This window comes from Pelomonas candidula (assembly GCF_043555985.1).
Lineage (GTDB): Bacteria > Pseudomonadota > Gammaproteobacteria > Burkholderiales > Burkholderiaceae_C > Pelomonas > Pelomonas candidula.
Map to the genome: position 1 here is coordinate 41,874 of NZ_JBIGIC010000002.1, position 26,042 is coordinate 67,915.

Below are 26,042 nucleotides of genomic sequence, written 5' to 3' on the forward strand. Positions count from 1 at the left end.
CCCGCCTCAGCCGGCCGCGCGCCGCGCCTCGGGCGAGATCATCGGCAGCGTCAGCCGCACCGTGGTGCCGACGCCAGGCGTGGACTCCACCTGGATCTGCCCGCCCAGCGCGAACGTGACTAGGTTGCGCACGATGTAGAGGCCCGGCTCGCTGCGGTTGGTGCCGAAGCGCGTCGAGAAGAACGGGTCGAAGACCCGGCCCACCAGGCCCGGCGGGATGCCGACGCCGTGATCCTGCACGGCGATGGTGAGCTGGTCCGTGCCCAGTGGCCGCACGCGGATGTGGACCTGGCCGCCCGCCTCGCGGTAGGCGTGCTTGATGGCGTTCTGGATCAGCGTGGCCAGCACCTTGGCCAGCGCACCGCGGAAGCTCAGCAGGTGCAGGTCGTCGCCGGCGTCCAGCTCGCAGCTGACCTGGTGCGCCTCCAGCGCGCCGGCCAGGCTGGCCACGACCTCGTGCACCAATTCCAGCAGCGAGAAGCTGCGGCGCTGGTCGCCGAAGTTGTCCGCCGTGGACTGCAGGAAGGAGTCGACGATGGACAGCGTGCGCTGCAGGTTGGACAGCACCAGGCCCACGCTTTCCTCGCTGACGCGCAGGTGCTTGTCGAGGTCGCTGCGCTTCATGTTGCCGCCCTGCGCCAGCCCGCGCAGATGACCGAGGTCGTCCTGCAGCGTGCAGGCGGAGATGAGCGCGTTGCCCAGCGGGGACGACAGCTCCTGGGCGATGCCGGCGATGGTGCGCCCCACCGAGGCGAGCTTGTCGCGCTGGAACAACTCGATCTGCGAGCGCGCGAAGCTCTCGGACGCCAGCTTCAGCGCGAGCTGCGTTCGCACGCGGGCCTTCACGACCACGTCGACGAAGGGCTTGGGGATGTAGTCCACCGCCCCGTGCGCAAAGCCGGCGGCCTCGTCGTCGGCACCGCCCTGAACGGTGACGAAGATGACCGGAATGGCACGCGTGCGCGGGTCTGCCTTGAGGCGGTCGCAGACCTCGTAGCCGCTCATCTCGGGCATCAGCACGTCGAGCAGGATCAGGTCGGGCAGCTGTTCGGCGCAGAAGGCCAGCGCCTCGGCGCCGCTCGTGGCCATGGACACCTCGCATTCGTCCACCAGCAGCTGGTAGAGCACGTGGATGTTGCTCGGCTGGTCGTCGACAACGAGGATGAGCGGCATGGCTAATCAGGATAACCGCAGCATCATGTGTCCCACCGGGCGCAGCCCCTAGGCTTTTCCCAGGGCAAAGCTGTGGATTCCGTCGCATATTCGCCGGGGTCGCCCCACCATAATCGGCGCGCCCAATCCCTTCGCCCATGCCCCAGCGCAAGATCACGCTCGGACTCCTCCTGCTTGCCATGGCGGCGCTGCTGGCGCTCCTGGCGCTGCTGCTCAGTCTGCGCAGCACCGGCCACCCGGCCGTGGATGCCGCTCTGGCACTCAACCTCCTGCTGCTGCCGCTGCCGCCGCTTGGCGTGGCGGCGCTGCGCCGCCGCGACGACGATACCCAGGCCCGCAACGCGGCCGCCGAGGCCACGACGCGTTTCCTCGCGCAGATCAGCCATGAGATCCGCACGCCGATGAACGCCATCATGGGCATGACCCAGCTGGCGCTGCAGACCTCGCTCACGCCCGAGCAACGTGACCTGCTGACCAAGGCCGACGCCGCTTCGCGCACGCTGCTGGGCCTCGTCAACGACGTGCTGGACGTCTCCAGGATCGAGGCCGGCCACATGCGGATCGAATCGCAGCCGCTGCGGCTGGAGGACGTCGTCGCCCAGGCCGTCGAGCTGGTCAGGCCGCTGCACACCAATCCGGCCGTGGCGCTGGTCTGCGACTGGGCCGACGCCAGCCTGCTCGGCGCCCGTGGCCTGCTGCGCGGCGATGCGCCGCGGTTGCAGCAGGTGCTGGTCAACCTGCTGTCCAACGCCGTCAGGTTCACGCCCGCCGGCCAGGTGCTGCTGCGCCTGGCCGCGCGGCCCGCCGATGAGCAGGGCCGCGTACCGCTGGTCATCATCGTTCAGGACAGCGGCATCGGCATGAACCCGGAGCAGGTGGCCGGCCTGTTCCGCGAGCTCCGGCCGGGCGGCGCCGCGCCCCCGCGCCGCTACGGCGGCACCGGCCTGGGCCTGGCCATCGCGCATCGTCTCGTCGAGCTGATGGGTGGCACCCTGGAGGTGCAGAGCCAGCCCGGGCGCGGGAGCCATTTCGAGATCCGCCTGGCGCTCCCTCGCGATGAAAACGCCACGCCGCCCGCGCCGCTCAAACCGTGCCGCGTTCTGCTGGCCGAAGGCCACGCCGCCAGCCGCGGGGCCACGCTGGCGTTGCTGGGCCACCTCGGCCTGCGTGACAGCGTCGACGCGGCGACCGACGTCGCCGGCACCTTCGGCGCGCTGGACGCCGCCCGCCAGGCCGGCCGCGCGGTCGAGTGGCTGCTGCTGGACTGGCATCTGCCGGGCCCGGGCCCGACCGGTGCCGAGCTGCTGGCCCGGCTGCGCCGCGACCACCCGGGCCTGCGCATCGCGGTGCTGAACACGCCGGTGCTCGACGACGCCCCCGCCCAGGCCCGCGCTTTCGGCGCCCGCTCGCTATGCCCCCAGCCGCTGCTGCCGACCGAGCTGCGCCGCCTGCTCGGCGACATGCCAGCCGACCGTGCCCCCGCCCTCGACCGCCAGTCGCTCGCCAAGCTGCGCGTGCTGCTCGTCGAGGACCATCCCGTCAACCAGGAGATCGCGCTACGCCTGCTCAGCAGCCGCGGTGCCGAGGTGGAGGTCGCCAGCAATGGCCAGGAGGGGCTGGACAAGCTGCTGGCCCGCGGCCCCGGGGCGTACGACCTGGTACTGATGGACCTGCAGATGCCCGTGCTGGACGGCCTCAGCGCGACGCGCCGGCTGCGCGAGCTGCCTGGCTACGAGCACCTGCCCGTGCTGGCCATGACCGCCCATGCGCTGGCCGAGGAGCGCGCCCAGTGCCTGGCCGCCGGCATGCAGGGTCACATTGCCAAGCCGCTGGACGTGAACCGCCTCGTCCGCGAGCTGCAGCGCTACCAGCCGCCGCCTGCACCGGCCCCCACGCTGGACATGGCCACCGGCCTGCGCCAGTTCGACGGCCAGGCGGCGCTGTACCGCCGCACGCTGCAGGGTTTTGCCACGCAGTACGCCGACGGCGTGGCCCACTGGTCCGCCTGGCTGCAGAGCGGCGAGTGGACCGAGCTGCGCCGCGCCGCGCACACGCTGCAGGGCCTGGCCGCCACGATAGGCGCCCAGCCGCTGCACCACCAGGCGCTGGCACTTGAACGCAGCGCCGCCGCTGCCGATGCCGGCGCCGCCGCCGGCCAGCTGGAACGCGTGCAGAGCGGGCTGGCCCGTCTGATGGACGAAGTCCGCGCGATTCTTGCCGAAGCGGCCGCCGCGCCAATGCCACAAGGTCCCGGCGACATCGCCGAGCTGCGCCGACTGCTGACCCAAAGCGACAGCCGCGCGCTGGACTGGTGGCAAGCGCATGGCGCCGACAGCGGGCTGCCCCCCGCGACAGCTGCCCGGCTGGCGCGGGCACTGGCCGCGCTGGACTTCGACACCGCGCTGCTGGCGCTCAAGGACGAGGCCTGATGGGGTCGGTCAGTCTCGTCATCGTCGGCCCCATCGGCACTCGCTGGCTGTTCGGCCTCATCGTCCTGTCGGCGCTGGGCGCCTGGGCCAGCGAATCGACGCTGGGCGTCATCGACCCCAACGACCGCATCGCCTACCCCTGCCTGGTGCTGGCCTTCTCCGCGCTCACCGCGCTGACCTGGTGGCGCCCGCAGTGGCTGGGCCAGTGGCAACGCGCCGGCGTCACGCTGCTGTCCCTGTACTTCAGCCTGGGCCTGCTGGCCTTCACGCTGCGCCCCGACCCCGGGCCCAGCCTCTACACGCTGGCCAGCCTCGCCCCCTGGACGCTGGGCGGCTGCCTGTTGCTGTTCATCACCTGGCGCGCGCGCCAGGCGCTGGCCATCTCGCTGGGCCTGCTGGTGCTGATGCTGGCGCCACCGACGCTGCTGCGCTTCTCCGGCCACTCGCCAGCCTGGCTGCTGCAGTCCTGGCCGTTGCTGGCCAACCTGGCGCTGTGCCAGACGATGTTCTGCCTCGCGCTGTGGGGGCTGTCCCGGCAGTTCGCGCGGCTCACGCTGCTAGTGCCGGCCGGCGACGGCCCGGCCACGCCGGATGACCTCGTCAAGGCGCGGCTGCAGGAGCTGGAGCGCTCGCGTGCCGCGGCCGAGGCGGCGTCGCGCGCCAAGTCCGACTTCCTCGCCACCATCGGCCACGAAATCCGCACGCCGATGAACACCGTGCTGGGCCAGACGCGGCTGTTGCTGGCCGGCCGTCTGCAGACCGCCCAGCGCGGCCAGCTGCAGGAAGTGGCGCTGGCCGGCGAGTCCCTCGTCAAGCTCATCGACGGCCTGCTGGACTACTCCGACCTCGACGCCGGTCGCATGCAGCTGGCGCAGGAGCCACTGCGACTGGAGCAGCTGCTCGGCAGTGCCTTCGACGCCGTGCGCCCCGCCGCCCAGGCCAAGCAGCTGGAGCTGCTTTGCGACGTGGCCTCGCCCGAGCTGCTGGGCCCGGCCGGCGCGCGCCGTGGCGATGCGGCCCGGCTGACCCAGCTCATCACCGAACTGCTCGTCAACGCGGTCAAGTTCACGTCGGCGGGCCAGATCAAGCTCAGCGTCAACCTGGAGGCCAACGGTGCGTGGCGGGTGCGCGTGCGCGACAGCGGCGTGGGCATCTCGGACGAACAGCTGGCCCACATCTTCACGCCGTTCGCGCAGGCCGAGGCCGGCGCGTCGCGGCGCTTCGGCGGCACCGGGCTGGGCCTGGCCATCTGCCGCGCACTGGCCGAGCGCATGGGCGGCACGCTGACGGCGCGCAGCACGCCCGGCCGCGGCAGCGCCTTCGAGCTGCTGCTGCCGTTGCCGCCCAGCCCCGAGCTGCCGCTGCCACCGCTGGCACGGCTGCACCACATCCTCGTCGTGCAGGCGCCGCACAGCCCGGGGCACGACGCGCTGGTGGGCCTCATCAAGGCGCTGGCGCCCACGGCACGCCTCGAACTGCTGCCCCAGGGCACCCAGGCGCTGGCCCGCCTCGTGAACGCATCGGGCGACGCCCCGCCCGACCTGCTGTTGGTCGACTGGGTATTGCCCGACATGGAAGGTGGCGAACTGCTGCGCCGACTGGCTGCCGCCGGCGTCAGCGGCGCACGCCGCGTCGTGCTGCTGAGCGCCTTCGACACGCCGGTGCTGCGCGCCCGCGCGCTGCGCCAGGGGGCACACGCGCTGGCGCCCAAGCCGCTGCTGCCGCACACGCTGCGCCGCCTGCTGGACCTGGAGCGCGCCCTGCCCATCGAGGCACCGCCGGCGGCCCCGCCCGAGGCTGTCGCCACGACCACCGATCCGGCGACGCTGATGAGCGAGCTCGACACGCTGCTGGGCGAGGCCGACAGCCACGCGCTGACGCTGTGGGAGCAGCATGGCCCGGCCTTCCTCGACATGCTGCCGGCACGCCAGGCCAAGGCGCTGGCCGGCGCCATGCAGCGCTTCGATTTCGACGAGGCCCAGGCCGCACTGCGAGGTGACAGCGAACCATGATCCCGCACGAGAACATCGTCCTGCCGCAAGCCACCATCCTGGTCGTCGACGACACGCCGGCCAACCTGACGCTGCTGGCCCAGGTGCTCAAGCCCGAGTACCGCGTACAGCTGGCCGTCAGCGGCGCCAAGGCGCTGGAGATCTGCCGCCGCCAGCCGCCCGACCTGATCGTGCTGGACGTCATGATGCCGGAGATGGACGGCTACGAGGTCTGTCGCCGCCTCAAGGCCGACCCGGCCACGCGCCGCGTGCCCGTGGTCTTCCTGACAGCGTTGACGCGCCCCGAGGACGAGAGCAGCGGTTTCGAGGCCGGCGGTGCCGACTTCATCCACAAGCCCTTCAACCCGGCCACCGTGCTGGCGCGCGTGCGCACCCACCTGCAGCTCAAGCTCGCGGAAGACCACCTGCTGCACCACAACGCGCAGCTCAGCGGCGAGCTGGAGGCGCGCCGCCGGGAGGTCGAGCGGCTGCGCGACACGACGCTGTTCGTCATGGTGGGCCTGGCCGAGTTCCGCGACGCCGACACCGGCAATCACATCCAGCGCACGCAGGAATACGTGCGCACGCTGGCGCAGTGGATCGCCGCCCAGCCCGACGGGCCGGACGACCTGACCGAAGCCGCCATCGACGAGCTGGCCAAGGCCGCGCCGCTGCACGACATCGGCAAGGTCGCCATCCCCGATGGCATCCTGCTCAAACCCGGCAAGCTGTCGCCCGACGAATGGCGCGTCATGAAGACCCACGCCGAGCATGGCGCCGACCTGCTGCAGCGCGCCATCGACCGCCTCGGCGACGACGCCGGCCTGATGCTGACCTTCGGCAAGCAGATCGCCCGCCATCACCATGAGCGCTGGGACGGCAGCGGCTACCCCGACGGTCTGGCTGCCGAAGCCATCCCGCTGTCCGCCCGGCTGATGGCGGTGGCCGACGTCTACGACGCACTGATCAGCGAGCGCCCCTACAAGCAGGCCATGACGCACGACGAGGCACTGGCCTTCATCCGCAACGGCAGCGGCAGTCATTTCGACCCGCGCGTCGTGGAAGCGCTGGAGGCCTGCGTGGACGAGGTCAAGCGCATCGCCTCCCGATGGGCGGATTGATAATCCGCCCCCTCATGCAGTCCGGCTCCATCCTCAACATCTCCTGCTACCTCTTCGTCTCGCTGACCGACACGGCGGCGCTGCGAGACCGCCTCGAAGCGCGGGCGCTGGCCCTTGCCCTGAAGGGCACCGTGCTGATCGCCGAAGAGGGCATCAACCTGTTCCTGGCTGGCCCGGCCGACGCGGTGAACGCCTGGGTCGCCGAGCTGCGCGCCGACGCCCGCTTCGCGACACTGACGCCGAAGGAAAGCTGGAGCGAGGCGCAGCCCTTCCAGCGGCTGAAGGTCAAGGTCAAGCCCGAGATCATCCGCATGAACCGGCCCGCCATTCGCCCCGACCAGGCGCCGCGCGCACCCGCACTGCCGCCGGCCACGCTGGTGCGGTGGCTGGACCAGGGCCATGACGACGATGGCCGGGAGGTCGTCATGCTGGACACGCGCAACGGCTTCGAGGTCGACGCCGGCGCCTTCGACGGCGCCATCGACTGGCGACTCGACAAGTTCAGCGATTTCCCCGACGCACTGGCCGCCCACCGCGACGAGCTGGCGGGCAAGACGGTCGTCAGCTACTGCACCGGTGGCATCCGCTGCGAGAAGGCGGCGATGGTGCTGCAGGAGCAAGGCCTGACCGCCTGGCAGCTGGACGGCGGCATCCTCAAGTACTTCGAGGACACCGGCGGCAAGCACTACCACGGCAACTGCTTCGTCTTCGACGACCGCCGGGGCGTCAACGCCGATCTGACACCGACGTGAATCCACCCCTCGCCCAGTCTCGCCGCGCTGAACGCGGGCAAGCTCGGTCGGTCCCCCGAGGGGACGGCGATGCTCGCAGCGTCGAGCCGCTCGCACATCGCCGGACGGGCCGGCTCGGGAGCGGCCCAGCGCTCGGCCCGAAACGTCAACACAGATGAAGCTCGGCGACATCGCTCTGAAGGTCGTCGGCATCCTGATGATGCTGGCCGCGCTGGGCTTCGCCGTCAGCAAGGCGCCGGACCGCTCGCTGGAAAGCCTGGTCCCGCGCTGGGCGCCGCCGCCGTCGGACTTCGTCGAGCTGGACGGCCTTCTGGTGCACTACCGCGACCAGGGCCCCAGCAGCGATCCGCTGCCCATCGTCCTCATCCACGGCACCAGCGCCAGCCTGCACACCTGGGAAGGCTGGGCCACGCAGCTCGCGCAGACGCGCCGCGTCATCAGCTTCGACCTGCCCGGCTTCGGCCTGACCGGCCCCAACGCCGATGGCGACTACCGCGACGCCCGCTACGTCGCCTTCACGCGCAACCTGCTGGCCCGGCTGGGCATAGTCCGCGCCATCGTCGGCGGCAATTCGCTGGGCGGAGAGATCGCCTGGCAGCTGGCCCTGGCCGACCCGACGCGCGTGGCCGGCCTGGTGCTGGTCGACGCCGGCGGCTATCCCTTCGTGCCCGAGTCCATGCCGCTGGGCTTCCGCATCGCTCGCCTCCCGGTGCTCCGGCAGGCCATGCGCTGGGTGCTGCCCCGCCGCAGCATCGAGGAGAGCGTCATGAACGTCTACGGCGATCCAACGCGCGTCACCGCCGCGCTGGTGGACCGCTACTACGAGCTGACGTTGCGCGAAGGCAACCGCATCGCCCTGATGCAGCGCATGGACCAGCTCGCGCCCGGCCCCGTCGAGCGACTGCCCGACATCAAGGTGCCGACCCTCATCCTCTGGGGAGGCAGGGACCGGTTGATCCTGCCGAAGTGGGGTGAGGCCTTCCACCAGGCCATCCCGGGCAGTCGTCTGGTGGTTTTCCCGGGCCTGGGCCATGTGCCTCAGGAGGAAGACCCGGCTGCTACCCTTGCGGCCTTGAGCGACTGGCTACCTGCAGTCGCCCATTGAACACCGTCCCACCCAAAAGGTCAGACATGAAGAAAACCGTCTTGCTCGCGCTGGCCCTGGCCGCATCCGTCGCCCAGGCCCAGGCTCCCGAATGGAAGAAACTGCGTATCGGCGTCGAGGGCGCCTACCCGCCGTTCTCCGAGATCGGCCCCGACGGCAAGCTCAAGGGCTTCGAGATCGAGCTGCTGCAGGCCTACTGCGCGCAGATGCAGGCGCAGTGCACGCTCGTGCAGCAGGAGTTCGACGGCCTCATTCCCGCGCTGCAGTCGCGCAAGGTGGACGCCATCTTCGCCAGCGTGGCCATCACCGACGAGCGCCAGCGGGTCATCGCCTTCTCCAAGCCCTACTACAACACGCCGGCACGCCTCGTCGCCAAGGCCGGTTTGAAGCTGGACCCCACCGCCGCCGGCCTCAAGGGCAGGAAGATCGGCGTGCAGCGCGGCACCACGCACGAGGCCTACGCGGCCAAGACCTTCACGCAAAGCGAGATCGTGCGCTACGGCAGCCAGGACCAGGTCTTCCTGGACCTCAAGAGCGGCCGCATCGACGCGACGCTGATGGACACGCCCGCCGCCGACTTCGGCTTCCTGAAGAAGCCCGAGGGCAAGGGCTTCGCCTTCACCGGCCCGGCCATCGAGGACAAGATCTTCGGCGTCGGCACCGGCGTGGGCATGCGCAAGGCCGACGAGGCGACGCTGGGCAAGAAGTTCAACGCCGCCATCGACGCGCTGCAGGCCAACGGCACGTTCAAGAAGCTGGCCGACAAGTACTTCGACTACGACATCGCACCGCGCACCAAGCAGCCTTGATGCGCCGACGCTCTGCTCTGGCCGCTCCGCTGGCCGTCGCCCTGCCGGCGATGGCCCAGACCTCGCCGCTGCGCCTGCGCGTGGGCTTCGCAGTTGGCTATGCACCGTTCAGCGAGGTGGGCAGCGACGGCCAGCTCAAGGGCTTCGAGATCGACCTGGCCCAGGCGCTGTGCAACCGCCTGGCGATGCAGTGCGTGCCGGTCATGCTGGACTTCGACGGTCTGATCCCGGCGCTGCAGTCGCGCAAGATCGACGCCATCATGGCCTCGATGTCCATCACGCCGGAGCGCCAGCGGGTCATCGCCTTCTCGGCGCCCTACTACTTCTCGCCGGTGCGCCTGGTCATGCGCAGTGGCACCGGGCTGGACGGGAGCCCCGCCAGCCTGAAGGGCAAGCGCATCGGCGTGGAGCGCGGCACCATCCATGAGCGATTCCTGGCCGAGCAGTTCAAGGACAGCCAGGTGATGCGCTACGCGACTCAGGACCAGGCCTTCCTGGACCTCAAGTCCGGCCGCCTGGACGCCACGCTGGTGGACGCCGTCATTGCGCAGTTCGGTTTCTTGAACCAGAGCGATGGCCGCGGCTTCGGCTTCGCCGGCCCGGACTTCGGCCGCGACGAGCGCTACTACGGCAAGGGCATCGGTGTCGGGCTGCGCAAGACCGAGGCCCAGACGCTGGGCCGGCGCATCGACGAAGCCCTGGCCACGCTGCGAGGCAGCGGTGCGCTGAAGACCTTGAACGACCGCTATTTCAGCTTCGACCTCGTGACGCCGAAGCCCTAGACATGCTGCTGCACGGATTCCTTCCCAGCCTCCTCGAAGGCGCCGCCGTCACGATGGGCGTGGCCCTGTCGTCGCTGCTCGTCGCCGCCGCCCTGGGCCTGGCCGGCGCGCTGGCCAAGCTGTCGCGCTCGCGCGTGGCGCAGGCGCTGGCGGCCGTCTACACGACGCTGATCCGCGGCGTGCCCGACCTGGTGCTCATGCTGTTGGTCTTCTACGGCGGCCAGATTGGCATCAACACGCTGGCGCCGATGCTAGGCCACGACGACTACATCGACATCGACCCCTTCATCGCCGGCGTGCTGACCATCGGCTTCATCTTCGGCGCCTACCTGACCGAGGCCTTCCGCGGCGCCTTCCTGGCCGTGCCGCCGGGCCAGCGCGAGGCGGGCCTTGCCTACGGCATGAGCCCGCGCCAAGTGCTGTGGCGCATCACGCTGCCGCAGATGCTGCGCCACGCGCTGCCTGGGCTGTCCAACAACTGGCTGGTGCTCATCAAGAGCACGGCCATCGTGTCGGTCATCGGCCTGTCGGACGTGATGACGCGTGGCCAGCAGGCCGCCGGCACCACGCGAGAGCCGTTCAACTTCTACCTCGCCGTGGCGCTGATCTACCTCGTCTTCACCAGCCTGTCGGAGCTCGCCTTCCGCTGGGCGAACAAGCGGCTGGCCATTGGCGCCAAGGAGGCGAAGCTGTGAACTTCGACACCATCGCCGAGAACCTGCCGAAGTACGTGGACGGGCTCGGTGTCACGCTGAAGTTGCTGGCACTGTCGCTGAGCTGCGGCCTGCTGCTGGCCGTGCCGCTGGCCGTCGTGCGCACGGTCTCCCGCGGCATCGCCTCCAGGCTGGTCTGGGCCTACACCTATGTGTTCCGCGGCACGCCGATGCTGGTGCAGCTCTTCCTCTGCTACTACGGCCTGGCTCAGTTCGACGCAGTGAGGGACAGCGTCGCCTGGCCGTGGCTGTCGTCGGCCACGTTCTGCGCCTGGCTGACCTTCACGCTGAACACTGCGGCCTACACGACCGAAATCATCGCCGGCAGCATCCGCGCGTTGCCGGCCGGCGAGATCGAGGCCGCCAAGGCGCTGGGCATGGGCCGCGGCATGATGCTGCGCCGCATCGTGCTGCCCGCCGCGCTGCGCCGCGCGCTGCCGGCCTATGGCAACGAGGCCATCTTCATGCTGCACGGCACGTCGCTGGCCAGCGTCGTCACGCTGCTGGACCTCACCGGTGCCGCCCGCGAAGTGAACTCCACCTACTACCTGCCCTTCGAGGCCTTCATCACGGCCGGGGCCTTCTACTTCGTGCTGACGCTCAGCCTGGTGGGCCTGTTCCGCTGGGCCGAGAACCGCTGGCTCAAGCCGATGATGTCCCGCTGACCATGCAACTCATTCGCCACCCTCTCCTCTCCCCCGCGCCGGGCACGCAACGCGAACTGGTCTCGCTGCACTACGGCAAGACAGGCGGCCAGAAGGCCTACATCCAGGCTTCGCTGCACGGCGACGAGCTGCCCGGCATGCTGGTGGCCCACCACCTGCGCCTGGAGCTCGACGCGCTCGAGGCCTCCGGCCAGATCACGGGCGAGATCGTGCTGGTGCCGATGGCCAATCCCATCGGCCTGAGCCAGTTCCTGCTGCATGCCCACCTGGGCCGCTTCGAGCTGATGTCGGGCGAGAACTTCAACCGCCACTACCCGGACCAGATCGCCGCCGTCGCCGCCGAGGTCGAGCCGCAGCTGGGCCAGGACGCCGCGGCCAACGTCGCGTTGCTTCGCAGAGCGCTCAAGCGTGCCGTGGCCGCCTCGCCGGTCGACACCGAGTTGCAGTCGCAGCGCCGCACGCTGCTGGGCCTGTCCTGCGACGCCGACATCGTGCTGGACCTGCACTGCGACGCGCAGGCCGTCATGCACCTCTACACCGAGACGCCCTGCTGGCCCGACTGCGATCCGCTGGCGCGCTTCCTCGGCGCACGCCTGACGCTGCTGGCCCAGGACTCGGGCGACAACCCCTTCGACGAGGCCTGCTCGCAGGTCTGGTGGAAGTGGAAGGCACAGTTCGGCAATCGCTTCCCCATCCCTCAGGCCTGCCTGTCCGTCACCGTGGAGCTGCGCGGCGCCACCGACGTGACCCACGAGCTGGCCGCCGCCGATGCGAAGAACATCGTCGACTTCCTGCGCTGGCGCGGCCTGATCTCGGGCGACAAGCCGGCCCTGCCGGCCGCGGTGGGCGACGCCCGCCCACTCGCCGGCAGCATGCCGATCAAGTCGCCCGTGGCCGGCGTGCTGACCTTCCTGCAACCGGTCGGTGCCGACGTGAAGGCCGGCGACGTGCTGGCCCATGTCATCGACCCGATCACGGCGCAAATCACCGAGCTGAAGAGCCCCGTCGACGGCCTGTTCTTCGCGCGCGATTTCCTGCGCTTCGCCAATGCCGGCATGCGTGTCGCCAAGGTCGCCGGCCATACCGCGCTGCGTACCGGCAAGCTTTTGGGGGCCTGACCCGAATGAGCGACATCCAGCTTCAAGCCGCCAATATCCACAAACGCTTCGGCGACCGCGAGGTGCTGAAAGGCATCTCGCTGGCGGCCAGGCGCGGCGACGTCGTCACGGTGATCGGCTCTTCGGGCTCGGGCAAGAGCACCTTCCTGCGCTGCCTGAACCTGCTGGAGCAGCCGCACGAAGGCGAACTGGCGCTCGGCGGCGAGGCCCTGAAGCTCGTGCGCGACCGCGACGGCAGCCTGAAGGCGGCCGACGCCCACCAACTGCAGCGCTGGCGCGCGCGGCTGGCCATGGTGTTCCAGAACTTCAACCTCTGGGCCCACATGACGGTGCTGGAAAACGTCATCGAGGCGCCCATCCACGTGCTGGGCAAGCCAAAGGCCGAAGCCGTCGAGCGCGCGCAGGCGCTGCTGGCGCGCGTGGGCGTATCGCACCGCGCGAGCGTCTACCCGGCACAGCTGTCGGGCGGCGAGCAGCAGCGCGTCGCCATCGCCCGCGCGCTGGCAGTGGACCCCGAGGTGATGCTGTTCGACGAACCGACGTCGGCGCTGGACCCGGAGCTGGTCGGCGAAGTGCTCAAGGTCATGCGCGACCTCGCGGCCGAAGGCCGCACGATGATCGTCGTCACGCACGAGATGGGCTTCGCGCGCGAGGTCTCCAACCACTGTCTGTTCCTGCACCAGGGGCGGGTCGAGGAAGAAGGCAACCCGAAGGAGATGCTGCTCAAGCCGCAATGCGAGCGGCTGCAGCAGTTCCTCAGCGGCGGCCTGAAGTAGCGGTGCGCCCGTCTGCTGCACGGCTGCTGTGGCACGGACGCGGCGCCATGCCGCGCCGGTCCAGGTGGCGGGCCGCCATCATGATGACGGCCGTGACGATCGGGCTGCCACGCCGGCGCGAGGTGTAGAGATGGCACTCGACTCCCATCTGTCGCTGGGCTTCACGACGCCACAGGACGCCTGGAGCTGGCTGGTGCTGCTGTCGATGGCCGTCAAGGTGGGCAGCACCGGGGCGCTGCTGGGGCTGAAGGCCGGGTGCGATTGGCCCTGGGTGCAACGCCAAGAGCAACCGCTGTGGTGGGCCACCAAGCTCAGCGCGCTGACGCTCTGCGCGGGCGCGACCGGGCTGTGCTGGCAGGCCGGCGACCGCGAGACCGCCGTGCTCTTCGCTGTGCTGCTGTCGGCGGCGCTGTTGCTGGTCGCCGCCCGCGTGCGGCACCGCCTCAGCCGGCAGGTTGCAGCAGCCCCCGGTCCTTGAGCATCGGCTCGACCACCGGATCGCGCCCGCGGAAGGCACGGAAGGCCGCACCCGGCTCCGCGCTGTTGCCGGCCGACAGGATGCACTCTCGCAGCCGCGCCGCCACGGCCAGGTCGAACACATTGCCGGCCTCGACGAAGGCGTCGAAGGCGTCGCAATCCAGCACCTCCGCCCACAGGTAGACGTAGTAGCCCGCCGCGTAGCCTGCACTGCTGAACAGGTGCTGGAAGTGCGTGAGCCGGTGGTTCATGCCGACCTCGGCGGGCAGCCCCCACTTGGCCAGCGTGTCGCGCTCGAAGGCCACGACATCGGCCGGCGCGCCGGGCAGCGCATGCGCGGCCATGTCGACGAGGGCGCTGGCCGTGTAGCGCAGCGTCTCGTAGCCCTGGCCGAACTGGCGTGCGGCCTGCAGCTTGGCGAGCAGTGCGTCGGGCAGGGGCTCGTCGGTCTGCCAGTGGCGGGCGAACTTCTTCAGCACCTCGGGCTCGGCCATCCAGTGCTCGTAGAGCTGCGACGGCAGTTCGACGAAATCGCGCAGCACCTGCGTGCCGGCCAGCCGTTCGTACTCGACATCGGACAGCAGCCCGTGCAGGCCGTGGCCGAACTCGTGGAACAGCGTGCGCACGTCGTCGAAGCTCAGCAGCGTCGGCTCGCCGGCCGCGCCCCTCGCGAAATTGTTGTTGTTCAGGATGATGGGGGTGGCCCCGAGCGCGCGGCTCTGGTTGCGCAGCGCGTTCATCCACGCGCCGCTGCGCTTGGGCGGCCGTGCAAAGTTGTCCTGCAGGAACAGGCCGCGCAGCGAACCGTCGGCGTTCAGCACCTCGTAGGCGCGCACGTCGGCGTGGTAGGCGGCGATATCCGGCCGCGGCGTGAACTGCAGGCCGAACAGGCGGCTGGCGCAGTCGAACATCGCCGCGACCATGCGGTCCAGCGGGAAATAGGGCTTGACCTCGGCCTCGTCCAGTTCGAAGCGGGCGCGCCGCGCCTGCTCGGCGTAGAAGCGCCAGTCCCAGGGCTCCAGCGCGTGCGTGGCGCCGGCGGCGGCCATGGCGCCCTGCACCGCCTCACGCTCGCGCGCCTGTGCGGCCAGCGCCGGTTGCCAGACACGCTCCAGCAGGCTCATGACGGCGCTCTGATTTCGCGCCATCGTGTCCTCCAGCGCGAAGTCAGCGTAGCAGGCATGGCCGTGCAAGCGGGCCTGTTCGGCACGCAGTTCGAGGATCTCCTGGCAGATGGCGCGGTTGTCAGTGTCACCGGTGTCGTCACCGCGGCCCACCCATGCACGCCAGGCCTGCTCGCGCAGGTCGCGCCGCGCACTGAAGCTCAGGAAGGGCACGATCAGCGAGCGCGACAGCGTCACAACGTGGACGCCCTCCTCCATCCCACGATCAACGGCGGCCTGACGGGCCGCGGCGCGCACGAAGCCGGGCAGGCCGGCGAGTTCGGCCTCGGTCGTCAGCCGCAGCTGGTACCCGTTCTCCGCCGCCAGCACGTTCTGCGCGAAGCGGGTATTCAGTTCAGCCAGCCGCGCCATGACGGCGGCGTAGCGGGTCTTGGCCTCGGGCTCGAGGCGGGCGCCGGCACGCAGGAAGTCCAGGTGCACGCGCTCCAGCAGGCGAAGGGGTTCGCCCATCAGGCCCAGGCGCTCGCGTTGCTCGAACAACGCGTCGACGCGCGCAAACAGGCCTGCGTGCATATAGACGGCGCTGTTGTGTGCCGCCAGCGGCGCTGCCAGCGCGCGCTGCACGGCCTGCAAGTCGGGTGACGTGGCCGACGCAGCCAGTGTGTAGAACAGATGCTCCAGCCGCGTCAGCAAACGGCCGCTGGCGTCGAAGGCAGCCAGTGTGTTGGCGAAGCTCGGTGCCTCTGCCTCGTTGGCGATGGCGTCGATCTCGGCGCGATGCGCGGCCAGCGCGGCCTCGAAAGCGGGTTGGAAATGCGCCGGGTGGATGTCGGCGAAGGGCGGCAGGCCGTGTGGGCCGGCCCAGTCCTGCAGCAGCGGGTTGCTCATGCGGGGGGCTCTCAGGTGATCCAAAGAAAACGGGCCGCTTCCTGCCGGAGGCGGCCCGTCGTCGGTTCAGGCGCTGTGCCGGGTCACTTGCCCGCGGCGGCAGCAGCCTTTTCCTTGCGGATGGCCTTTTCGTCGTTCTCGTCGTAGGCCTTGTTCTGGCACTCGGCCTTCCACTTGTCGTTGGCGTCGAAGTACTTCTCCTGACGGTCCTCGACCGCCTTGAACTGTGCGTCCAGCGCGTCAACCCGGTCACCGAAGGCCTTGCGCTTGGCGCTCTGCTCAGCATCGGCGGCCTTCACGGCGTCAAACATCTTGTTGAAACCATCGACGCGCGCCGTGTAGGCGTCGTTGCGGGCCTTCAGGTCTTCCTTGGAGAGCTTGGGCGCCTCGGCCGTCAGCGCGGCGTGCGCGGCCAGGATGGCTTCCTTCTCCGCCTTCACGTCGGCGACCTGCTTGCCCAGCGCGGCTTCGCCGGCCTCGACGGCAGCCTTGTCGGCCTTGATCTTCTCGGCGTTGGCCTTGTAGGAGGCCTGGTCGGCCTTGATCGCCTCGGCTTCCTTGCTATTGGCTTCCTGCTGGTCGATGCAGGCACGCAGCTCGTCGCGCGTCATCAGCTTGGGCTTCGGCTTCTCGACGACCGGGTTGCTGACCTTGTTGTTCTTCGGGTCGACCTTGGCCTTGGGATTGTTGGTGATTTGCGCCTGTGCGGAGACGGCGAGGACCAGGACCAGCGGGAGAAGGATGCGTTTCATGTCGAGGGCGCAACGCGGGTTGCGAAGGTTCAAAACTGAAGGGCGGAATGATGCCACGAGGCTTCGCCGCGATAATCACCGGCTGCCCTTTCGTTACCACCTTGTACATGGCGCCCGCCGCCAACGCACCGCATGGCGCTTAAAGCCACCATCCACAAAGCCCAGCTGCAGATCGCCGACATGGACCGCCATGTCTATGGCGACCACAGCCTCACCATCGCCCGCCACCCGAGCGAGACGGACGAGCGCATGATGATCCGCGTGCTGGCCTACGCGCTGAACGTGGCGGCCGACGACCTGCGCGGCAAGCTGGAGTTCACCAAGGGACTGTCCGACGTCGACGAACCCGAACTCTGGCAACTGGACCTGACCGGCGACGTCGTGCACTGGATCGACCTCGGCCAGCCCGACGATCGCCGGCTGATGAAGGCCCACGGCCGCAGCGAGCGCGTCAGCGTCTACAGCTACGCGTCCAGCACCGAGGTCTGGTGGCGCGGCATCGAGGGCAAGCTGACGCGCGCGCCCAAGCTGGCCGTCTGGCAGATCCCCGCCGAGCAGTCGCAGGCCCTCGCGGCCCTGGCCGAGCGCAGCATGCAGCTGCAGATCAGCATCCAGGACGGCAGCGTCTACGTGTCCACCGCGAACGCGTCGGTCGAGATCCATCCCGTCGCGCTGAAGACGCCCACGGAATGACACCCCAGCACGAACCCGACCGCCAACGATTCACGCTGCCGAGCACGCCGACCAGCGTGCTCGACTACAGCCTGGGCGGCGGTCGCGTCACCTTCACCCACACCGGCGTGCCACCGGCCTACCGCGGCCAGGGCCTGGCGGCCCAGCTCGTCGAGGCCGGCCTGCAATGGGCCCAGGCGGAGGGCCTCAAGGTCGTGCCCGCCTGCAGCTACGTCCACGTCTACATCCAGCGCCACCCCCGGTGGCAACCCCTCGTCGCCTGAAGAAGAGACCTTCACCCATGTCCACGATCCTGCAATCCGTTCCCGTCGGCCAGAAGGTCGGCATCGCCTTCTCCGGCGGCCTCGACACCTCGGCGGCCCTGCACTGGATGAAGCTCAAGGGCGCCCTGCCCTACGCCTACACGGCCAACCTGGGCCAGCCCGACGAGCCCGACTACGACGAGATCCCGCGCAAGGCCATGCTGTATGGCGCCGAGAAGGCCGTGCTGGTGGACTGCCGCGCACAGCTGGTTCATGAGGGCATCGCCGCGCTGCAGGCCGGCGCCTTCCACATCAGCACCGCGGGCGTGACCTACTTCAACACCACGCCCATCGGCCGCGCCGTGACCGGCACGATGCTGGTGGCCGCCATGCAGGCCGACGGCGTCAACATCTGGGGCGATGGCTCGACCTTCAAGGGCAATGACATCGAGCGCTTCTACCGCTACGGCCTGCTGACCAACCCGGCGCTGAAGATCTACAAGCCCTGGCTGGACCAGACCTTCATCGACGAACTGGGCGGCCGCGCCGAGATGTCGGCCTTCATGACGGAGAAGGGCTTCGCCTACAAGATGAGCGCCGAGAAGGCCTACTCGACCGACTCCAACATGCTGGGCGCCACGCACGAGGCCAAGGACCTGGAGCACCTGAACAGCGGCATCCGCATCGTCAACCCCATCATGGGCGTGGCCTTCTGGCGTGATGACGTGGTCGTCAAGGCCGAAGAGGTGTCCGTGCGCTTCGAGGAAGGCGTGCCCGTCGCACTGAACGGCGTCGAGTACCGCGACCCGGTGGCGCTGCTGGCCGAGGCCAACAAGATCGGCGGCCGCCACGGCCTGGGCATGAGCGACCAGATCGAGAACCGCATCATCGAGGCCAAGAGCCGCGGCATCTACGAGGCCCCGGGCCTGGCGCTGCTGCACATCGCCTACGAGCGCCTCGTCACCGGCATCCACAACGAGGACACCATCGAGCAGTACCGCGATAACGGCCGCAAGCTGGGCCGCCTGCTGTACCAGGGCCGCTGGTTCGACCCGCAGGCCATCATGCTGCGCGAAGCCGCCCAGCGCTGGATTGCCCGCGCCGTGACCGGCGAAGTCGCCATCGAACTGCGCCGCGGCAACGACTACTCGCTGCTGGACACGAAGAGCCCCAACCTGACCTACGCGCCCGAGCGGCTGTCGATGGAAAAGGTGGAAGACGCGCCCTTCAGCCCCGCCGACCGCATCGGTCAGCTGACGATGCGCAACCTCGACATCACCGACACCCGCGGCAAGCTGGGCATCTACACCGGCACGGGCCTGCTGGCCGGTGGCGGCCTGCCCAAGCTGGAAGGCTGATCGCTCAGAAATCGTCCGCCACGCGGACGAAGCTCGCGAACCGAGGCTTGCCAGCCGGCGTCAGGTCTCGGTAGCGGTAGGTGACCATCGCGCCGACGGGTGGCGGGTCACGGCGTTGGGCTTCGGTGAAGCCCGTGCCGAGCTTGAAACGCACGCCTTCGGGCGTCTGCAGTTCCAACGCACCGAGCTGGCCGGCAAAGCGGCCCTTGCCCGGCTCGTGCCCGACGACGACGGCTTCGGCGTCCGCCAGCAGCTTGAGCTTCAACAACAGGTCACTGCGGCCCGACGCCAGTGGCGCATCGGCGCGATGCAGCATCAGCCCTTCGCCGCCGGCGTCGACGATCTGCTTCAGCTTGGCGCGCAGTTCGGCGTTCGATGCGACACGCTGCTGCTCGACCGGCTGGACGACCTCGCCAGCCAGCGCTTTCAGCCTGTCGGCCCGCTGCTCGAACGTGCCCTCACCAGCCGGCAGCTCGAAGACGCGGTAGCGGACACGCCGCCACTCGGCATCCACCGGCTCGGCCCGCCTCACGATGCCCGACAGTACATCGAAGCTGCGCCGCCCCATCCACAACTCGCCGTCCAGGGGCGTCTTGAGCAGCCCGGCCAGAAACCAGGCCGGCGCAGAGACCGTGCGGCCGCTGCGAAAGCGCAGCGTCGTGCCATCCCACAGCGCCCGCACACCGTCCAGCTTCTCGCTGACGAGATACGCCCTGGGGTCGATGCCCATCGGCGCGTTCTTCGCCAGCAGCGGCTCCAGCGCGAACGCCGGGGCGCCCAGGCTTCCCAGCCAGGCCAGCAGCACGCGCCGGTTCAGTGTCTTGTTGTCGCTCATCGCCGCCTCCCACAACAGAAGGCGGCCATCATCGAACCAGCCCGCCGACAGCGGGCGGCAGGATTCACATCAGACGACGACCGGCTCCGGCTCCAGCCGGATGCCGAAGCGCCCGTAGACGCTCTCCTGGATGGCGCGCGCCAGCGTGACGACCTCGGCGCCGCGTGCATCGGCCTTGTTGACGAGCACCAGCGCCTGCTTCTCGTAGACGGCCGCGCCCCCCACCGTCTTGCCCTTCCATCCACAGGCGTCGATCATCCAGCCGGCCGCAAGCTTCACGCTGCCATCCGGCATGGGGTAGTGAACGATGCCAGGGTCGCGGCCGATGATGTCCTTGCACTGCTCGGCCGTGACGACCGGGTTCTTGAAGAAGCTGCCGGCGTTGCCGATGACCGCCGGGTCCGGCAGCTTGGCGCGGCGCACGGCGACGATCCAGTCGTAGATCTGCCGCGGCGTCGGCGAGCTGATGCCGGTCTCGGCCATCTTGCGCTCGATCTCCAGATAGCCCAGCACCGGCTGCCACGGCTTGGGCAGGCGAAAGCGCACGCGCGTGATGACGCTCTTGCCCGCCAGCCCGCCGAAGTCGCTGTGCTTGAACACGCTGTCCCGGTAGCCGAAGCGGCAGACATCCGCGGGCAGCAGCGCCGGCCGGCCCGTGACGAGGTCCATGACCTCCACCGCCTCCAGCCGGTCCTTCACCTCGATGCCGTAGGCACCGACGTTCTGCACCGGCGCGGCGCCGCAGGTACCGGGAATCAGCGCCATGTTCTCGAGGCCGGGGTAGCCGTGATCCAGCGTCCACGTGACGAAGTCGTGCCAAACGACACCGGCGCCGGCCTCGACGATCCAAGCGTCATCGCGCTCCTCCAGCAGGCGGATGCCGGGGATCTCCACCTTCAGCACGACGGCGTCGACATCCTTGGTCAGCACCAGGTTGCTGCCGCCACCCAGCACGAACTTCGGCGCACGGCCCAGTTCGGGGTGGTCGACGACGCGGCGCACGTCCGCCGCCTCGCGGATGCGCACGAGCCGCCTGGCGACGGCCGGCAGGCCAAAAGTGTTGTAGGGCTTCAGGTTGACGTCGGTCTCGACGAGAAGGGCCGGATTGGCCGCAAGGGGAATCGGCACGCCGTTGGGCACTGCTTTGGAGGGGGTCGGTGAGGGCGTGGGCATGGGAAAATTTTCGCAGACCCTTTACCCCCCGACTGCAAATGCCCAGCTTCGACACCGTTCTCGAACCCGACCACGTCAAGATCCGCAATGGCGTGGACAACGCAATCAAGGAAATCGGTACCCGTTTCGACTTCAAGGGGACGGGCGCCAAGGTCGAGCTGAAGGACAAGGAAATCCACTCGACCGGCGACAGCGAATTCCAGCTCGAGCAGATCGAAGCCGTGCTCTACGCCAAGCTGACCAAGCAGGACGTCGTCATCAGCTTCCTCGACAAGCAGGAAAAGATCGAGAAGCTCGGTGGCGACAAGGTGCGTCAGGTTTACAAGATCAAGGAAGGCATCGAGGCCACGCTGGCCAAGAAGATCGTGAACTCGCTGAAGGAAAGCAAGCTCAAGGTCCAGGCCAGCATCCAGGGCGACGCCGTGCGCGTGACGGGCAAGAACCGTGACGACCTGCAGGCGGGCATCGCCCACCTGAAGAAGAGTTTCAGCGACACGCCGCTGACCTACAACAACTTCCGCGACTGAGCATGCGCCGCTGCTGGCTTGCGCTCGCGCTGCTCGGCCTCGCCATGGCCACGCCGGCGCAGCCCGCATCGCCCCAGGTCCAGCTCAATGGCATGCTGGGCTCGAGGGCGGCGCTGCTCATCATCGACGGTGAGCCGCGCACGCTGGAGGTGGGCGCCACGGCCAAAGGCGTCAGGCTCGTCGCGCTGGAGGACGGCCGGGCCGTCGTCGAGACCGCCGGGCGCCGCCAGACCCTGCAACTGGGCGCGGCACCGGCGCGCATCGTGTCGTCGACCGAGCAGCAACGCTACATCGTCATGGCATCGGGCCCGGATGGGCACTACACGACCCCCGGCACCATCAACGGCCAGGCGACCAGCTTCCTGATCGACACCGGCGCCACCAGCGTGGCCCTCAGCCAGGCAGAGGCCGAGAGGCTGGGCCTACGCTTCGTCAACGGCAAGCGTGTCGTCACCCAGACAGCCAACGGCATCGTGCCGGCCTACGTGATCGACCTGGCCAGCATCCGGATCGGCGACGTGGAGGTGCGCAACGTCAGCGCCATCGTCATCCCCGCCCGGATGCCACACGTGCTGCTGGGCAACAGCTTCCTGAACCGCTTCCAGATGCGCCGCGAGAACGATGTCATGACGTTGGAGCTGCGCTACTGACCCCGCCCGCTCGACCCGACGGGCTTCTGCAAGAATCCGGCGCCTCCAATCGCCGGCCGCCCCGATGACCCGTCACACCGCCCCGCTCTCCGGCCTGCTGGCCGCGCTGCTGATCGCCGCGTCGCCCGCCACCGAGGCCCAGGACGCCGCCAAGGCCGCCCAGTACTACGAGAACGCACTGAAGCGCTACGAGGCCAAGGACATCGCGGGCGCGATCATCCAGCTGAAGAACGCGCTGCAGGCTGACAAGAACCAGTTGTCCGTCCAGGTCCTGCTGGGCAAGGCCTTGTTGGCGGACAGCCAGCCCGCGGCCGCCGAGGTTGCCTTCACCGAGGCGATCCGGCTCGGCGTCGACCGGGCCGAGATCTGCGTGCCGCTGGCGCGGGCGCTGAGCGCCCAGGGCAAGCAGCAACAGGTGCTCTCGGACCCCAGGCTGTCGGTCGACGGCCTGGGCACCACGACGCGACGTGACCTGCTGCTGGAGCGGGCTGCCGCCTATTCGGACCTCGGCGACCCACGCAACGCGCTGGCCACTGTGCAGGAGGCGCGCAAGCTCGACCCGAACGCCATCCAGTCCTGGGTGGCCGAGGTGCCGCTGAGAATCCGCGCCCGGCAATGGACGGAGGCGGTGACGGCGGCCAACCAGGCCCTCAAGATGCAGCCCGACAGCACGGACGCGCTGTACCAGCGGGCCTCGGTCATGCACGCGGCGGGCGACCTGCGCGAAGCGCTGGCCACGTACGACCGCGTCATCAGCCTGGACGAGAAGCACTTTGAAGCCCGCATCGCCCGTGCCGGCCTGCTCGCCGACCTGAACCGGGACAACGACGCGCTCGCCGACCTCACGGTCGCCGCCAAGCTGCACCCCAAGGACCCCCGCTCCGCCTACCTGCGCGCGCTGATCAGCGAGCGCCGGGGCGACGCACCTGGCACCAAGGCGGCGCTGAAGCAGGTCACCGACCTGCTGGACCCGGTGCCCATCGAGTTCATCCGCTTCCGCACCCAGTTCCTGATGCTCAACGGCCTGGCGCACTATGGCCTGGCGGAGTTCGAGAAGGCCAAGCCTTATCTCGAGCTGGCCGCGCGGCAGCAGCCCGGCAGCCCGCTGCTGAAACTGCTGGCTCAAATCGCGCTGAACGAGCCCAATCCCGGGCGCGCCCAGGAGCTGCTGGAGGAATACACCCGCAGCCGCCCGACCGACAGCCAGGCGTTGCTGATGCTCGCCAGCCTGCACATCAACCAGGGGCGCGGTGCCCGGGCCGCGGCCCTGATGCAGGACGCGCTCAAGCAGCAGGAATCCCCGGACATGCGGACCGCGCTGGGCATCGGCCTGCTCCAGATCGGCCAGGACCGGATGGCGCTGGAACAGCTCGAGAAGGTCTACAAGTCCAACCCCAGGCAGATCTACGCCACGCTGGCGCTGATCAAGGCGTATGCACGCGGAGGCCGGTTGGCGGACGCGCTGCGCGTCTCCGGCGAAGCCGTCAAGCGCATGCCCAACGAGGCCTCGCTGGCGCTGCTGGATGCCACTCTCAGGCAGAGCAGCGGCGACCTGGGCGGCGCCCGGCAGGGCTTCGATCGCGCGCTGCGGCTCGACCCCAAGCTCATCGACGCCCAGCTCGGCATGGCCCGCATCGATGCGATGACGAAGTCCTTCGACGCGGCCGACAAGCGGCTGCGCGAACTGCTGAAGTCAAACGAGCGCCGAGCCGACGTCCAATTCGAGTTCGCGCTACTGAACGAGTTGCGCGGCCAGGACGACGAGGCCGAGAAGTGGCTGCGCAGCGCCGCTGAGGCGAGCGGCCCGCGGGAGCTGCGTGCCGACTTCGCGCTCGTCGAGTGGTACCGGCGCAAGAACAAGCCAGCCCTCGCACTGCAGGCCGCCAAGACCTTGTCGGCCAAGCAGCCTGACGACATCGACGTACTGCGCGCCCTCGCCGCCGCCCAGCTCTCGAACGGCGATGCGGCTGCAGCCAAGCTCACGCTCACAAACGCGGCCCGCAAGGCATCCTTCAACACCCAGCAACTGGTCAACATCGCCGCGCAGCAGCTGCAGGCGCAGGATGCGCAGGGTGCCGGCTACAGCCTGGACAAGGCGCTCAGCGGCTCTCCCGACAACCCGACGGCGCTGAGCCTGATGGCGCAGGTCGACCTGCGCCGCAACGACACCGGCAGCGCCGAAGCCAAGGCGCGCCAGTTGCTGAAGCTCGATCCCAGGTCGGAAGCCGCCTATGTGCTGCTGGCCGAGGTCGCACGGGTCAGGAACGAGCCGCAGAAGGAGATCGAGGCACTACGCAAGCTGCAGGAACTGGCGCCCCGCAGCACGAACGTCGCCCGCCTCGTCACGGCGCTGTCGCGGCAGGGGCGGACGAAGGAGGCCCGCGACACCGCCGACCAATGGCTGGCGCGCAACTCGCGCGACACCGCCGTCATGAAGGCGATCGGCGACGCGGAGGCACGCGCCGGCTCCTTCGCGCCGGCCCGGCAACGGTACGAGGCGGTCGCCAAGATCAACCCGCAAGACGCCGAGGCGCTCAACAACCTCGCAAATGTGCTGATCCGCCTGAAAGACCCGACGGCCGTCCAGGTCGCCGAACAGGCGCTGGCCCTGAGGCCCAAGGATGCGCTCGTCCTGGATACGGCCGGCTGGGCCAACCTCAAGGCGGGCAAGCTGGACCGGGCCATCCAGTTGCTCCGTGACGCCCGGCTGCGCTCGCCCGAGTTGGCGGAAATCCGCTACCACCTCGGCGCTGCGCTGGCCCAGGCCTCGCGCGCACCGGAAGCCAGGGAGGAATTGCAGGCGGCCATCAAGGCGGGCAACTTCGACGCTCTCGATGACGCAAAGCGCACACTGGCCACCCTCAATTGAGGGGCTCAACGGCACGCCAAGCGCGTCAGGACTCTTTACACTTTCCACACACTTGAGCCGGAAGCTCCGCCAAGCGCTTGTTTTCCAACGGATTTCTCCGATGGCACGCAGCTTGCTTAGCTCCCCTCAAAGCAACTCCTTCGAGGCGGCGTATGAATAAAAAACAAATTTCCAGGGTTCTGCTGGCACTGGCATTCGCAGGCGCTGGCGCCACGGCGCAGGCCTCCTCCACCTGGGCATTCACCGGCGTGACGACCACGGACGGCGCCAATGCGACGACGTCCTATTCCGCCACCGACGGCACGCTGAACATCAGCGGCGGCTACATCGCCTCAGGCGCCTCCAGCATTACAGCGGGCAATGCCAATTCCACGCTGCTGCACTACAGTGGCGGTCTGGGCATGGGTTCCGACGGCACAACCGCCCCGAACCACGCCATCGACAACGTCGGCAACAAGGAGATGGTGCTGCTGAGCTTCTCGCAGAGCGTGGTGCTGACCAGTGTCGGCATCGGCTACTGGAGCGGTGATGCCGACGTCTCGGTGTTCCGCCTGAACTCCACCACCGCCCCGACCCTGTCGGGCACCACCGCGACCGCCGCCGGTCTGACTGCCGCGGGCTGGACGCTGGTCGGCAACTACGGCGACCTGCAGACCGACACCACGTCGCCTTACACCGCCATCAACGGGGCGACCTCGACGGGCGTGACCGGCTCCACCCCGACCGTGACGTCGTCCAGCGTCGGCTCCAGCTGGTGGTTGATCATGGCTTACAACAGCACGCTCGCCGGCACGACGGCCAAGAGCGGCACGCTGAGCGATAGCGACGACTACTTCAAGCTGTTCGGCGTCACGACGTCGGTCTGCTCGGGCAGCGCAGCGACCGATTGCGGCAGTACGACGACGAAGAAGGTGCCTGAACCGGCTTCGCTCGCCCTTGCCAGCATCGCACTGGTGGGCGTCGCCGGCATTCGCCGCCGTCGCACCAAGGCCGCAGCCTGAACTGCGACACCCCTTCGAA

General features: G+C 69.2%; 24 protein-coding genes. 19 read left to right on the plus strand and 5 right to left on the minus strand.

All coding sequences use genetic code 11. The annotated features are described in order from the left end of the window. Positions 1-6 precede the first annotated feature (6 nt). A complete protein-coding gene (locus ACG04R_RS03720; RefSeq protein WP_394406524.1) occupies positions 7-1,173 on the minus strand; it encodes a response regulator in 1,167 nt (388 codons plus the stop codon). A 137-nt stretch (positions 1,174-1,310) separates the two neighbouring features. Here ACG04R_RS03720 and ACG04R_RS03725 point away from each other — a divergent pair, with 137 nt between their 5' ends. The 12 genes from ACG04R_RS03725 (at position 1,311) to ACG04R_RS03780 (ending at position 13,912) form a co-directional block, all read left to right on the plus strand. Continuing rightward, the gene (locus ACG04R_RS03725) at positions 1,311-3,602 is read left to right on the plus strand and encodes a hybrid sensor histidine kinase/response regulator (RefSeq protein ID WP_394406525.1); all 2,292 of its coding nucleotides are present in this window, start codon (positions 1,311-1,313) and stop codon (positions 3,600-3,602) included. After that, entirely contained in the window at positions 3,602-5,614 is a 2,013-nt protein-coding gene (locus tag ACG04R_RS03730; protein ID WP_394406526.1) for a hybrid sensor histidine kinase/response regulator, read from the plus strand. The genes ACG04R_RS03725 and ACG04R_RS03730 overlap by 1 nt, the downstream gene beginning before the upstream one ends. Then, entirely contained in the window at positions 5,611-6,714 is a 1,104-nt protein-coding gene (locus tag ACG04R_RS03735; protein ID WP_394406527.1) for an HD-GYP domain-containing protein, read from the plus strand. Before ACG04R_RS03730 ends, ACG04R_RS03735 begins: the two co-directional genes overlap by 4 nt. A 14-nt stretch (positions 6,715-6,728) precedes the next feature. Beyond that, positions 6,729-7,466, plus strand: coding sequence for a sulfurtransferase (locus ACG04R_RS03740; protein ID WP_394406528.1), 738 nt, complete (start codon positions 6,729-6,731; stop codon positions 7,464-7,466). A gap of 154 nt (positions 7,467-7,620) precedes the next feature. Further along, complete coding sequence (locus ACG04R_RS03745; protein ID WP_394406529.1) at positions 7,621-8,571, plus strand: alpha/beta fold hydrolase; 951 nt, start codon at positions 7,621-7,623, stop codon at positions 8,569-8,571. A gap of 26 nt (positions 8,572-8,597) precedes the next feature. Further along, positions 8,598-9,380, plus strand: a complete 783-nt coding sequence (locus ACG04R_RS03750; protein ID WP_394406530.1) for an ABC transporter substrate-binding protein — start codon at positions 8,598-8,600, stop codon at positions 9,378-9,380. Then, the gene (locus tag ACG04R_RS03755; protein ID WP_394406531.1) at positions 9,380-10,162 is read left to right on the plus strand and encodes a transporter substrate-binding domain-containing protein; all 783 of its coding nucleotides are present in this window, start codon (positions 9,380-9,382) and stop codon (positions 10,160-10,162) included. The genes ACG04R_RS03750 and ACG04R_RS03755 overlap by 1 nt, the downstream gene beginning before the upstream one ends. A 2-nt stretch (positions 10,163-10,164) precedes the next feature. Beyond that, a complete protein-coding gene (locus tag ACG04R_RS03760) occupies positions 10,165-10,857 on the plus strand; it encodes an ABC transporter permease (protein ID WP_394406532.1) in 693 nt (230 codons plus the stop codon). Continuing rightward, a complete protein-coding gene (locus ACG04R_RS03765) occupies positions 10,854-11,540 on the plus strand; it encodes an ABC transporter permease (protein WP_394406533.1) in 687 nt (228 codons plus the stop codon). Before ACG04R_RS03760 ends, ACG04R_RS03765 begins: the two co-directional genes overlap by 4 nt. A 2-nt stretch (positions 11,541-11,542) precedes the next feature. Further along, positions 11,543-12,658 carry a succinylglutamate desuccinylase/aspartoacylase family protein gene (locus ACG04R_RS03770; RefSeq protein WP_394406534.1) on the plus strand — a complete coding sequence of 372 codons (1,116 nt, stop codon included), beginning with the start codon at positions 11,543-11,545 and terminating at the stop codon, positions 12,656-12,658. A gap of 5 nt (positions 12,659-12,663) precedes the next feature. After that, positions 12,664-13,434 carry an ABC transporter ATP-binding protein gene (locus tag ACG04R_RS03775; protein ID WP_394406535.1) on the plus strand — a complete coding sequence of 257 codons (771 nt, stop codon included), beginning with the start codon at positions 12,664-12,666 and terminating at the stop codon, positions 13,432-13,434. A 130-nt stretch (positions 13,435-13,564) separates the two neighbouring features. Beyond that, on the plus strand, positions 13,565-13,912 hold the full coding sequence (locus tag ACG04R_RS03780; protein WP_394406536.1) for a hypothetical protein: 348 nt from the start codon (positions 13,565-13,567) through the stop codon (positions 13,910-13,912). Here ACG04R_RS03780 and ACG04R_RS03785 read toward each other — a convergent pair. Further along, positions 13,878-15,923, minus strand: a complete 2,046-nt coding sequence (locus ACG04R_RS03785) for a M3 family metallopeptidase (protein WP_394406537.1) — start codon at positions 15,921-15,923, stop codon at positions 13,878-13,880. The genes ACG04R_RS03780 and ACG04R_RS03785 overlap by 35 nt on opposite strands. 83 nt (positions 15,924-16,006) lie before the next feature. Further along, on the minus strand, positions 16,007-16,675 hold the full coding sequence (locus tag ACG04R_RS03790; protein WP_394406538.1) for a hypothetical protein: 669 nt from the start codon (positions 16,673-16,675) through the stop codon (positions 16,007-16,009). Positions 16,676-16,807: 132 nt separating this feature from the next. Here ACG04R_RS03790 and ACG04R_RS03795 point away from each other — a divergent pair, with 132 nt between their 5' ends. Genes ACG04R_RS03795 through argG form a run of 3 tightly spaced genes read left to right on the plus strand, consistent with a single transcriptional unit; the run spans position 16,808 to position 18,968 of the window. Then, a complete protein-coding gene (locus tag ACG04R_RS03795; protein ID WP_394406539.1) occupies positions 16,808-17,368 on the plus strand; it encodes a YaeQ family protein in 561 nt (186 codons plus the stop codon). After that, the gene (locus ACG04R_RS03800) at positions 17,365-17,631 is read left to right on the plus strand and encodes a GNAT family N-acetyltransferase (protein ID WP_394406540.1); all 267 of its coding nucleotides are present in this window, start codon (positions 17,365-17,367) and stop codon (positions 17,629-17,631) included. The genes ACG04R_RS03795 and ACG04R_RS03800 overlap by 4 nt, the downstream gene beginning before the upstream one ends. A 17-nt stretch (positions 17,632-17,648) precedes the next feature. After that, the gene (argG, locus tag ACG04R_RS03805; protein ID WP_394406541.1) at positions 17,649-18,968 is read left to right on the plus strand and encodes an argininosuccinate synthase; all 1,320 of its coding nucleotides are present in this window, start codon (positions 17,649-17,651) and stop codon (positions 18,966-18,968) included. A gap of 4 nt (positions 18,969-18,972) precedes the next feature. Here argG and ACG04R_RS03810 read toward each other — a convergent pair whose 3' ends face one another. Continuing rightward, positions 18,973-19,803, minus strand: a complete 831-nt coding sequence (locus ACG04R_RS03810) for a DNA ligase (protein WP_394406542.1) — start codon at positions 19,801-19,803, stop codon at positions 18,973-18,975. A 69-nt stretch (positions 19,804-19,872) separates the two neighbouring features. Next, a complete protein-coding gene (gene murB, locus ACG04R_RS03815; RefSeq protein WP_394406543.1) occupies positions 19,873-20,931 on the minus strand; it encodes a UDP-N-acetylmuramate dehydrogenase in 1,059 nt (352 codons plus the stop codon). 83 nt (positions 20,932-21,014) lie between these two features. Here murB and ACG04R_RS03820 point away from each other — a divergent pair, with 83 nt between their 5' ends. The 4 genes from ACG04R_RS03820 (at position 21,015) to xdp1 (ending at position 26,023) form a co-directional block, all read left to right on the plus strand. Beyond that, positions 21,015-21,503, plus strand: a complete 489-nt coding sequence (locus ACG04R_RS03820) for a YajQ family cyclic di-GMP-binding protein (protein WP_394406544.1) — start codon at positions 21,015-21,017, stop codon at positions 21,501-21,503. 2 nt (positions 21,504-21,505) lie between these two features. After that, complete coding sequence (locus tag ACG04R_RS03825) at positions 21,506-22,153, plus strand: retropepsin-like aspartic protease family protein (RefSeq protein ID WP_394406545.1); 648 nt, start codon at positions 21,506-21,508, stop codon at positions 22,151-22,153. A gap of 64 nt (positions 22,154-22,217) precedes the next feature. Continuing rightward, a complete protein-coding gene (gene prsT, locus ACG04R_RS03830; protein ID WP_394406546.1) occupies positions 22,218-25,022 on the plus strand; it encodes an XrtA/PEP-CTERM system TPR-repeat protein PrsT in 2,805 nt (934 codons plus the stop codon). A 152-nt stretch (positions 25,023-25,174) separates the two neighbouring features. After that, a complete protein-coding gene (gene xdp1 / locus ACG04R_RS03835) occupies positions 25,175-26,023 on the plus strand; it encodes an exosortase-dependent surface protein XDP1 (RefSeq protein WP_394406547.1) in 849 nt (282 codons plus the stop codon). Positions 26,024-26,042: the final 19 nt, after the last annotated feature.